The organism is Mycobacteriales bacterium, assembly GCA_040902655.1.
Lineage (GTDB): Bacteria > Actinomycetota > Actinomycetes > Mycobacteriales > SCTD01 > SCTD01.
The window spans coordinates 38988-49517 of sequence record JBBDWV010000003.1 but is presented as its reverse complement, the minus strand read 5'-3'; the positions used below and the strand labels follow the sequence as shown (position 1 = coordinate 49517).

10 protein-coding genes are annotated in these 10530 nt (G+C 71.1%); 9 read left to right on the top strand and 1 reads right to left on the bottom strand.

Annotation, left to right across the window (positions count from 1 at the left end):
• The first annotated feature begins 47 nt into the window (after positions 1–47).
• A complete protein-coding gene (gene efp / locus WD794_00920) occupies positions 48–611 on the top strand; it encodes an elongation factor P (GenBank protein MEX2288872.1) in 564 nt (187 codons plus the stop codon).
• Between the two features lie 13 nt (positions 612–624).
• Positions 625–1035: a transcription antitermination factor NusB gene (gene nusB, locus WD794_00915; protein MEX2288871.1), complete on the top strand. Its 411-nt coding sequence runs from the start codon at positions 625–627 to the stop codon at positions 1033–1035.
• Positions 1036–1041: 6 nt separating this feature from the next.
• Here nusB and WD794_00910 read toward each other — a convergent pair whose 3' ends face one another.
• The gene (locus tag WD794_00910; GenBank protein ID MEX2288870.1) at positions 1042–1530 is read right to left on the bottom strand and encodes a transcriptional regulator; all 489 of its coding nucleotides are present in this window, start codon (positions 1528–1530) and stop codon (positions 1042–1044) included.
• Positions 1531–1856: 326 nt separating this feature from the next.
• On the opposite strand from WD794_00910, the gene pyrR reads away from it, so the two are divergent.
• Genes pyrR through WD794_00875 form a run of 7 tightly spaced genes read left to right on the top strand, consistent with a single transcriptional unit; the run spans position 1857 to position 10528 of the window.
• Positions 1857–2450: a bifunctional pyr operon transcriptional regulator/uracil phosphoribosyltransferase PyrR gene (pyrR, locus tag WD794_00905; GenBank protein ID MEX2288869.1), complete on the top strand. Its 594-nt coding sequence runs from the start codon at positions 1857–1859 to the stop codon at positions 2448–2450.
• Positions 2447–3388, top strand: a complete 942-nt coding sequence (locus tag WD794_00900; GenBank protein ID MEX2288868.1) for an aspartate carbamoyltransferase catalytic subunit — start codon at positions 2447–2449, stop codon at positions 3386–3388. The genes pyrR and WD794_00900 overlap by 4 nt, the downstream gene beginning before the upstream one ends.
• Positions 3385–4671, top strand: a complete 1287-nt coding sequence (locus WD794_00895) for a dihydroorotase (protein ID MEX2288867.1) — start codon at positions 3385–3387, stop codon at positions 4669–4671. The genes WD794_00900 and WD794_00895 overlap by 4 nt, the downstream gene beginning before the upstream one ends.
• Positions 4668–5180, top strand: coding sequence for a transporter (locus WD794_00890; GenBank protein MEX2288866.1), 513 nt, complete (start codon positions 4668–4670; stop codon positions 5178–5180). Before WD794_00895 ends, WD794_00890 begins: the two co-directional genes overlap by 4 nt.
• Before the next feature lie 49 nt (positions 5181–5229).
• On the top strand, positions 5230–6339 hold the full coding sequence (gene carA, locus WD794_00885; protein ID MEX2288865.1) for a glutamine-hydrolyzing carbamoyl-phosphate synthase small subunit: 1110 nt from the start codon (positions 5230–5232) through the stop codon (positions 6337–6339).
• Positions 6339–9671 carry a carbamoyl-phosphate synthase large subunit gene (gene carB, locus WD794_00880; GenBank protein ID MEX2288864.1) on the top strand — a complete coding sequence of 1111 codons (3333 nt, stop codon included), beginning with the start codon at positions 6339–6341 and terminating at the stop codon, positions 9669–9671. The genes carA and carB overlap by 1 nt, the downstream gene beginning before the upstream one ends.
• Positions 9671–10528, top strand: a complete 858-nt coding sequence (locus tag WD794_00875) for a dihydroorotate dehydrogenase electron transfer subunit (GenBank protein MEX2288863.1) — start codon at positions 9671–9673, stop codon at positions 10526–10528. The genes carB and WD794_00875 overlap by 1 nt, the downstream gene beginning before the upstream one ends.
• Positions 10529–10530 lie beyond the last annotated feature (2 nt).

The following is a 10530-nucleotide window of genomic DNA, read 5'->3' as shown; positions in this document are numbered from 1 at the left end:
GAAAGGGGAAACAGGCCGCCACGGCGGTACTGCGCCCCGGACTACCAATGGCGACGACGAACGACCTCAAGAACGGCATGGTGCTCAACCTCGACAACGGCCTGTGGGCGGTGAACGAGTTCCAGCACGTCAAGCCCGGCAAGGGCGGGGCCTTCGTGCGCACGACGCTCAAGAACGTGCTGACCGGCAAGGTCGTCGACAAGACGTTCAACGCCGGCACCAAGGTCGAGGTCGCCACCGTCGACAAGCGCACGATGACCTACCTCTACAGGGAGGGCACCGACTACGTCTTCATGGACCAGGACACCTTCGACCAGCTCTACGTCCCGGAGACGACGCTCGGCACGGTCAAGGACTACCTCCTGGAGAACATGGAGGCGATGGTCGCGATGCACGAGGGCGAGGCGCTCTACGTCGAGCTGCCGGCCAGTGTCGAGCTGATCGTCCAGCACACCGACCCCGGGCTGCAGGGCGACCGCTCCACCGGCGGCACCAAGCCCGCCATCCTCGAGACCGGCGCCGAGATCTCGGTGCCGCTGTTCCTGACCACCGGGGAGAAGATCAAGGTCGACACCCGCGACGGGCGCTACCTCGGCCGCGTGAATTCTTGATCGGGCATGGCTAGTGGGGGCCAGGAGCAAGGCCCGCAAGCGGGCGCTCGACGTCCTCTACGAGGCGGCGCAGCGCGGCGGCGACCCGATGGCGACGCTGCGCGAGCGGCTCGCGCAGAGCGACCCGCCGGTGCCGGAGTACGCCGCGACCCTCGTCGAGGGCGTGGTCACCCACCGGGAACGGATCGACGAGCTGCTGTCGACGTACGCCGAGGAGTGGACGCTGGACCGGATGCCGCCGGTCGACCTGGCCGCACTCCGGATCGGGGCGTACGAACTGCTCTGGTGTGACGACGTACCCGACGGCGTCGCCGTCGCGGAGGCGGTCGCGCTGGTCGGCAGCCTGTCGACCGACGAGAGCGCCGGCTTCGTCAACGGCCTGCTCGCCCGGCTGCTCCAGCTCAAGCCCAGCCTGGTGGTCTGAGCCAGCTCAGACCTCGATCGCCCGCCGGGCGTCGGCGGACAGCACGCCCCAGCCGATCAGCTGCTCGGTGAGCGCGCCGGGGGAGGCGTCGTAGATGACCGCGAGGGAGCGCAGGTCCTCCTGGCGGATCGACAGCACCCGGCCGTTGTAGTCGCCGCGCTGGCTCTGGATCGTCGCGGCGTAACGGGCCAGCGGGGCGGCCTTGTCGGCCGGCACCGAGGACAGCTGCTCGAGATCGATGATCAGCCGCGCGGCGGGCTCGTTCACCGGCGTGGCGTGGCCCTCGGGCAGCAGCTCGTTGACCGGGACGCCGTAGAAGTCGGCCAGCTCGGACAGCCGCTGAACCGTCACGGCCCGGTCACCGCGCTCGTACGAGCCGACGACGACGGCCTTCCAGCGACCCTGGGACTTCTCCTCGACCCCGTGCAGGGACAGCCCCTGCTGGGTCCGGATGGCCCGCAGCCGGGCCCCCAGGGACTTCGCGTAGTCGCTCATGCTGTGTGCTCCCGTCGTCAGGCGCGGATCGTCCGCGTCGGTCGTTCCGGGGCGTCGGTCTCACCACTGGCTCGACCGGGAGAGCGCCCGGAGCCCGGAGGCCTCGTACGCGGTGACCGTGCTACTCCCGGAGTCACTGCCTCGCCACGTGCTGGTTACCCGCTGTGTTGCTGGTTACGCACAGTCACGGTACGGGCCGGGTAAGGGCGGGTCAAGCAGGCGCGCCGCCGGGCACCGTGCCCACCCGCCGGTGTAGCGTCGAGCAGCAGCACCACCGTTCATCCCTCCACCGAGCCCGTCCCGTGAGGCGGGGAAGGAGGCTCCGCATGTCGGCTGCCCAGCCACGCCCGGTCACGGGCGATCCCGCCGCCGCCCGGCCCGTGCTCCAGGGTCCCGAGGTCGGTCGCGCCGTCGACCGGATGGCCCACGAGCTGCTCGAGAAGACCCGCGGGGGCGCCGATGTCGTCCTGCTCGGCATCCCCACCCGTGGCACGACGCTGGCCCGCCGGCTGGCTGCGCGGGTGCATGCCTTCGAGGGGCTCGCCCTGCCGACCGGCAGCCTCGACGTGACCCTCTACCGCGACGACCTGCGCCTGAAGAGTCCCCGCGCGCTGGAGGAGACCGACCTGCCCTCCGGCGGCATCGACGACAAGCTCGTCGTCCTGGTCGACGACGTGCTGTTCTCCGGCCGCACCGTCCGGGCCGCTCTCGACGCGCTGGCCGACCTCGGCCGGCCCCGCGTCGTCCAGCTGGCGGTCCTCGTCGACCGGGGTCACCGCGAGCTGCCGATCCGGGCCGACTACGTCGGCAAGAACATCCCCACCTCCCTGAGGGAGACCGTCCACGTGATGCTCACCGAGGACGACGGCCGCGACGCGGTCCTGCTCGGGCCCGCCGATCTCGAGCGGCGCGACGCGTGAAGCGCCATCTGCTCTCGGCCGCCGACCTCACCCTCGAGGACGCCACGCTCGTCCTCGACACCACCACCGAGCTGGCCCAGCTCACCGAACGCGCCACGGTCAAGAAGCTCCCGACTCTGCGCGGCCGCACGGTCGTCAACCTGTTCTTCGAGGACTCCACCCGCACCCGCACCAGCTTCGAGCTCGCCGCCAAGCGGCTGTCCGCCGACGTCATCAACTTCAGCGCCAAGGGCTCCAGCGTGTCCAAGGGCGAGACGCTGAAGGACACCGCCCTGACGCTGGAGGCGATGGGCTCCGACGCCGTCGTCATCCGTCACTCCTGGTCGGGCGCCCCGGTCAACCTGAGCCGGTTCCTGCGCGGCTCGGTCATCAACGCCGGTGACGGCACTCACGAGCACCCCACCCAGGCGCTGCTCGACGCCTACACGATGCGCCAGCGCCTCGGCCGGGTCGAGGGCCTGAAGGTGACCATCGTGGGTGACATCCTGCACAGCCGGGTGGCCCGCTCGAACGTCCTGCTGCTGTCCACCCTCGGCGCGGAGGTGACCCTCGTCGCGCCGCCCACGCTGCTGCCCATGGGTGTCGAGGCCTGGCCGTGCGCGGTGTCCTACGACCTGGACGCGGTGCTGCCCAAGAGCGACGCCGTGATGATGCTGCGGGTGCAGCGCGAACGTATGGGGGCGGCCTACTTCCCGAGCACCCGCGAGTACGCCCGTCGCTACGGCCTCGACGTTCGCCGCGCGAAGCAGCTGTCCGATGACGCGATCGTCATGCACCCCGGGCCGATGGTCCGCGGCATGGAGATTGCGGCCGAGGTCGCCGACGGGCTGCGCTCCACCATCGTCGACCAGGTCGCCAACGGCGTCAGCGTGCGGATGGCCGTCCTCTACCTCCTGCTCGGCGGCGCCGAGCCCGCGATCGGAAGCGACAACGCATGAGTTTCCTGTTGAGAAACGTCAAGGCTTACGGAGAAGGCGATCCCGTCGACCTGCGGCTGGCCGACGGGCGGATCGTCGAGATCGGCTCCGGCCTGTCCGCCGGCGACAGCCAGCCGTACGACGGGCAGTCCGGCGTGCTGCTCCCCGGTCTGGTGGACCTGCACACCCACCTGCGCGAGCCCGGCCGGGAGGACGCCGAGACGGTCGAGACCGGCACCCGCGCGGCGGCCCTCGGCGGCTTCACGGCCGTGCACGCCATGGCCAACACCGACCCGGTGGCCGACACCGCGGGTGTGGTCGAGCAGGTGTGGCGGCTCGGCCGCGACGCGGGACACTGCGACGTGGCACCGGTCGGTGCAGTCACGATCGGGCTCGCGGGCGAGCAGATGGCCGAGCTCGGCACGATGGCCGACAGCGCCGCCCGGGTGCGGGTCTTCTCCGACGACGGGCACTGCGTCAGCGACGCGAGCCTGATGCGCCGGGCGCTGGAGTACGTCAAAGCCTTCGGCGGCGTCATCGCGCAGCACGCGCAGGAGCCGCGGCTGACGGTCGGCGCGCAGATGAACGAAGGCGTCAACAGCAGCCTGCTCGGGCTGACCGGCTGGCCCGCGGTCGCCGAGGAGGCGATCATCGCGCGCGACTGCCTGCTTGCGGCCCACGTCGGCGGCCGGCTGCACGTCTGCCACGTCAGCACCGCCGGCAGCGTCGAGCTGATCCGCTGGGCCAAGGGCCACGGCTGGGACGTGACGGCCGAGGTCACCCCGCACCACCTGGTGCTCACCGACGACCTGGCCGGCACCTACGACCCGGTCTTCAAGGTCAACCCGCCGCTGCGCACGAAGACCGACGTCGAGGCGCTGCGCGAAGGACTGGCCGACGGCACGATCGACTGCGTCGCGACCGATCATGCCCCGCATGCTTTGGAGGACAAGGAGGCCGAGTGGGGTGCCGCGGCCTTCGGCATGACCGGACTCGAGACGGCGCTGGCCGTCGTGGTGCAGACGATGGTCGAGCCCGGCAGACTGTCCTGGCGTTCGGTTGCCGAGCGGCTGTCGACGACGCCGGCCCGCATCGGCCGACTGGAGGAGCACGGCCGCCCGATCGCGGTCGGTGAACCGGCCAATCTCTGCCTGGTCGATCTCGGCGCGCGCTGGACGGTGGACCCGGCGCAGTCCGCGAGCCGCAGCCGCAACACGCCCTTCGCCGGTCACGAGCTGCCCTCCCGCGTCGTGGCCACCTTCCTGCGCGGGACACCGACCGTGCTCGACGGGCGGAGCGCATGAGCCCGGACAGGGCAGCGCTCACCCTCGGGATGCTGCTGCTCGTCGCCCTGATCTATCTGCTGATGCTCAAGGGCTGGCGGAGCCGCCAGCGACGCCAAGGTGACCTCCCGCCGCCGCCGCCGGCACCGGTCGTGCGGGGCGACACGCTGGTCCCGGCCACTCCCGGAGTGTTCGTCGGCACCACGTTCGTCGACGACTGGCTCGACCGGGTCGCGGTCCATGGCCTGGCCCACCGCGCGGCCGGCGAGCTGCTGGTCGCCACCGATGGGGTGCACGTCGAGCGCGAGGGGTTGCCCGACCTCTTCCTGCCCTACTCGGCGATCTCCGCGGCCGGCACCGGCGACGCGCTGGCCGGCAAGATGGTCGGCACCGACGGGCTGTTGCTCGTCGACTGGCGCCTCGGCGGCCGCCTGCTCACCAGCGGTTTCCGCGCCGACGAGCACGACCGGCACGCGGTGCTCGCCGACGCCATCAGGTCCCAGCTACGCCCGACAGAGGTAACCCAGTGACTGCGCAACTCAGCATGACGACCGTCGGCGCTCAGGACGGGTCGGGCGCATGACCCCCGCCCTGCTCGTCCTGGAGGACGGCCGCACCTTCCGCGGCTCGGCGTACGGCGCCGTCGGGGAGACCTTCGGCGAGGCAGTCTTCAACACCGGCATGACCGGCTACCAGGAGACGCTCACCGATCCCAGCTACCACAAGCAGGTGGTCGTGATGACCGCCCCGCACATCGGCAACACCGGCGTCAACGACGAGGACCCGGAGTCCGCGCGGATCTGGGTCTCCGGGTACGTCGTCCGCGACCCGAGCCGGATCCCGAGCAGCTGGCGCAGCCGCCGTCCGCTCGACGAGGAGCTCGAGGGTCAGGGCGTCGTCGGCATCTCCGGTGTCGACACCCGCGCCCTCACCCGCCACCTGCGCGAGCGCGGCGCGATGAAGGTCGGCATCTTCAGCGGTGACCACCTCGCCGACGCCGACGGCCTCGTCGAGCGGGTCCGGCAGAGCCCGCCGATGGAGGGCGCCGATCTCGCCCACGAGGTGACGACGGACCAGCCCTACGTTGTGCCCGCGGTGGGCGAGAAGCGCTTCACCGTGGCTGCCCTCGATCTCGGCATCAAGGCTGCGACGCCGCGCTACATGGCGCAGCGCGGGGTCGAGGTGCACGTCCTTCCCGCCACCAGCACGGGCGAGGAGCTGCTCGCGCTCCGTCCCGACGGTGTCTTCCTGTCCAACGGCCCCGGCGACCCGGCGACCACCGACGGGCCCGTCGCGGCGACCCAGCAGGTGCTCGAGGCCGGTGTGCCGCTGTTCGGCATCTGCTTCGGCAACCAGATCCTCGGCCGCGCTCTCGGGCTCGGCACCTACAAGCTGCGCTACGGCCACCGCGGCGTGAACCAGCCCGTGCAGGAGCTCGAGACCGGCCGGGTGCACGTCACGAGCCACAACCACGGCTTCGCGGTGGACGCGCCGGCCGATGGCAGCCCGATCGACACACCGTACGGCCGGGTCGTGGTGAGTCACATCGACCTCAACGACGACGTCGTCGAGGGCCTCGACCTGCTCGATGCCAGGGCGTTCAGCGTCCAGTACCACCCCGAAGCGGCACCCGGACCGCACGACGCGACCGGCCTGTTCGAGCAGTTCACGAAGCTGATGGAGGCCTGATGCCGAAGCGCGAGGACCTGAAGCACATCCTGGTCATCGGCTCCGGTCCGATCCTGATCGGGCAGGCCGCGGAGTTCGACTACTCCGGCACCCAGGCCTGCCGGGTGCTGAAGGCCGAGGGGCTGCGGGTCACCCTGATCAACAGCAATCCGGCCACGATCATGACGGACCCGGAGTTCGCGGATGCCACCTACCTCGAGCCGATCACGCCGGAGTACGTCACCAAGGTCATCGAGCAGGAGCGGCCCGACGCGCTGCTGGCCACCCTCGGTGGGCAGACCGCGCTGAACGCCGCGATGTCGCTGCACGAGGCAGGCGTGCTCGAGCAGTACGACGTCGAACTGATCGGCGCCGATGTCGACGCGATCCGCCGGGGGGAGGACCGCCAGGCGTTCAAGGACATCGTCGAACAGGTGGGCGGCGAGAGCGCGCGCAGCGTCGTCTGCCACACCATGCAGGAGTTGCTCGCCGGCGTCGACGAGCTCGGCTACCCGGTCGTGGTGCGGCCCAGCTTCACCATGGGCGGTGCCGGCGGTGGCATCGCGTACGACGAGCAGGACCTGCGCCGGATCGGCGGGGGAGGCCTGCACGCCAGCGCCACCACCGAGGTCCTGCTGGAGGAGTCGATCCTCGGCTGGAAGGAGTACGAGCTCGAGCTGATGCGCGACCGCAACGACAACGTCGTCGTCATCTGCTCGATCGAGAACCTCGACCCGATGGGCGTGCACACCGGCGACTCGGTCACCGTGGCGCCGGCGATGACGCTGACCGACCGCGAGTACCAGCGCATGCGCGACCTGGCGATCGACATCATCCGGGCGGTCGGTGTCGACACCGGCGGCTGCAACATCCAGTTCGCGGTCGACCCCGAGGACGGCCGCCTCGTCGTCATCGAGATGAACCCCCGCGTCTCGCGCTCCAGCGCGCTGGCGTCCAAGGCGACCGGGTTCCCCATCGCGAAGATCGCGGCCCGGCTCGCCATCGGCTACACCCTCGACGAGATCCCCAACGACATCACCCGCGAGACCCCGTCGGCCTTCGAGCCGAGCCTGGACTACGTCGTGGTGAAGATCCCGCGCTTCGCCTTCGAGAAGTTCCCCGGTGCCGACCCGCACCTCACCACCACGATGAAGTCGGTCGGCGAGGCGATGGCGATCGGCCGGTCGTTCGTCGAGGCGCTGCAGAAGGCGATGCGCTCACTCGAGCAGTCGCCGTCGCAGTTCTGGCTCGAGCCGGACCCGCCCGGCACCGCGCAGGACGCGCTGGAACTGGCGAAGGTGCCGCACGACCTGCGGCTGCTCACCGTGGAGCGCGCGCTGCGCCTGGGCGCCACCCCCGGGCAGGTCTTCGAGGCCACCCGGATCGACCCGTGGTTCCTGGACCAGCTGCTGAGTCTGGTCGAGCTGCGCGAGAAGCTCGAGCAGGCAGCTGGCCTGGATGCCGATCTGCTGCGTGCGGCGAAGCGGATGGGCTGCAGCGACAAGCAGATCGCCGCGGTCCGCGGACTGACCGAGCTCGACGTCCGCAAGGCGCGGCACGCCCTCGGCGTGCGTCCCGTCTACAAGACCGTCGACACCTGCGCGGCGGAGTTCGCGGCCGAAACGCCCTACCACTACTCGTCCTATGACGAGGAGACCGAGGTGGCGCCGAGCGGCAAGCGCAAGGTGCTCATCCTGGGCAGCGGCCCGAACCGCATCGGCCAGGGCATCGAGTTCGACTACGCCTGCGTGCACGCGTCCTTCGCCCTCAGCGCCGCGGGCTTCGAGACGGTGATGGTCAACTGCAACCCCGAGACCGTCTCCACCGACTACGACACCAGTGACCGCCTCTACTTCGAGCCGCTGACCGTCGAGGACGTGCTCGAGGTCGTCGCCGCCGAGCAGGAATCGGCCCGCCAGGGCGGCGGTGAGCTGGTCGGCGTCATCGTGCAGCTCGGCGGCCAGACGCCGCTGCGCCTGGCGCAGGAGCTGAAGGACTGCGGCGTGCCGATCGTCGGCACCAGCCCGGAGGCCATCCACCTGGCCGAGGAGCGCGGCGCCTTCGGCAACGTGCTCACCGCCGCCGGCCTGCCGGCCCCGAAGTACGGCATGGCCCGCTCCTACGACGAGGCGAAGGAGATCGCCGAGCGGGTCGGCTACCCGGTTCTCGTCCGCCCGTCGTACGTCCTGGGCGGCCGCGGCATGGAGATCGTCTACACCGACGAGATGCTCGTCGACTACGTCTCCCGCTCCACGCACATCGGCCCGGACGCACCGGTACTGGTCGACCGGTTCCTCGAGGACGCCGTCGAGATCGACGTCGACGCACTCTACGACGGGAGCGAGCTCTACCTCGCCGGGATCATGGAGCACATCGAGGAAGCCGGGATCCACTCCGGCGACTCGGCCTGCGCGCTGCCGCCGGTCACCTTGGGTCGCACCGACCTCGAGCGGATCCGTGCCAGCACCCTCGGCATCGCCGCGGGCGTCGGCGTGCGGGGGCTGCTGAACGTGCAGTACGCCCTCAAGGACGACGTGCTCTACGTCCTCGAGGCCAACCCGCGAGCCAGCCGAACCGTGCCGTTCGTCAGCAAGGCCACGGCGGTGCAGGTCGCCAAGGCCGCGGCCCGCATCATGCTCGGCGCCACCATCGCCGACCTGCGCGGCGAGGGGATGCTGCCGGGGAGCGGTGACGGTGCGGATCTGCCCTACGGCGCGCCCATCTCGGTGAAGGAGGCGGTGCTGCCGTTCGGCCGCTTCCGGACCGCCGCCGGTGAGGGCGTCGACACCGTGCTCGGCCCGGAGATGAAGTCGACCGGCGAGGTGATGGGCATCGACCGGGTCTTCGGCACCGCCTACGCCAAGAGCCAGGCCGCCGCGTACGGCGAGCTGCCGACCAAGGGACGGGTCTTCGTCAGCGTCGCCAACCGGGACAAGCGCGCGGTGCTCTTCCCCGTCAAGCGGTTGGCCGACCTGGGCTTCGAGGTGCTGGCGACCGAGGGCACGGCCGAGGTGCTGCGGCGCAACGGCGTGGAGGCGACGGTGGTCGGCAAGCACTCGCACGGCAAGGGCGACGATGTCGTCCCGTTGATCCTGGCCGGCGAGGTGGATTTGATCCTCAACACCCCGTTCGGTGTCGGCGCGCGCAAGGACGGCTACGAGATCCGCACCGCCGCCGTCGCCCGCGGCGTGCCGTGCATCACGACGGTGCAGGGCGCCGCCGCGGCGGTACAGGGGATCGAGGCGTTGATCCGGGGCGACATCGGGGTGCGGTCGCTGCAGGAGCACCACCGGCTGATGCGGGGCGGCGCTGCGGTCCCGCCCTCGCCGGGCGTCACCGGGGAGCGTCCCTGATGCCGCTGCAGGTCACCGGCGAGGTGCTGAGCATCAAGCGGGTCGGCGCCTACCAGGCGATGACCGTCGTCGCGCCCGGCATACCGGCGCTCACGCGTCCCGGGCACTTCGTGGCCGTGCAGGTCGGGGGGCCCGAGTCCAGCATGCTGCTGCGCCGCGCGTTCGCCATCTACGACGTCAAGGACCGCGGCGTCTACGGCGGGACCGTCGAGTTCGTCTTCGCGGTGCACGGCAAGGGCACCGCCTGGCTGTCGGCCCGCCGGCCGCAGGACGACCTGGACGTGGTGGGTCCACTCGGCAAGCCCTTCCGGCTGCCGAAGAATCCCGTCAGCGTCACGCTCGTCGGCGGTGGCTACGGCAGTGCCCCGCTGCTGCCCCTGGCCGCGGCGCTACGTGAGCGGGGCTGCCGGGTCGACATCGTGCTGGGTGCCGGCAGCGCCGACCGGCTGTTCGGCTTCCTCGACGCCAAGCGGCTGGGCGACTCCGTCACGGTCACGACCGACGACGGCTCGATCGGCCAACCCGGCCGGGTCAGCGACGTGCTGCCCGGCGTGTTCGACAGATCCCGGACCGACCTCGTCTACACCTGCGGGCCGATGGCGATGCTGCGGGCGGTCTCCGACCTCGCGGCGGAGCGGGCCATCCCCTGCCAGGTCGCGGTGGAGGAGTCGATGGCCTGCGGCATCGGTGTGTGCATGACCTGTGTGCTGCCGGTCGTCGGTGACGACGGCCTGACCCGGATGGTCCGCTCATGCGTCGAGGGGCCGGTCTTCCTCGGCGACCGGGTGCGCTGGGACGAGCTCGGGACGGTGCCGCCCGACACCGTCGGGGCGATTACCGCAGGCGGCCACACGTGATC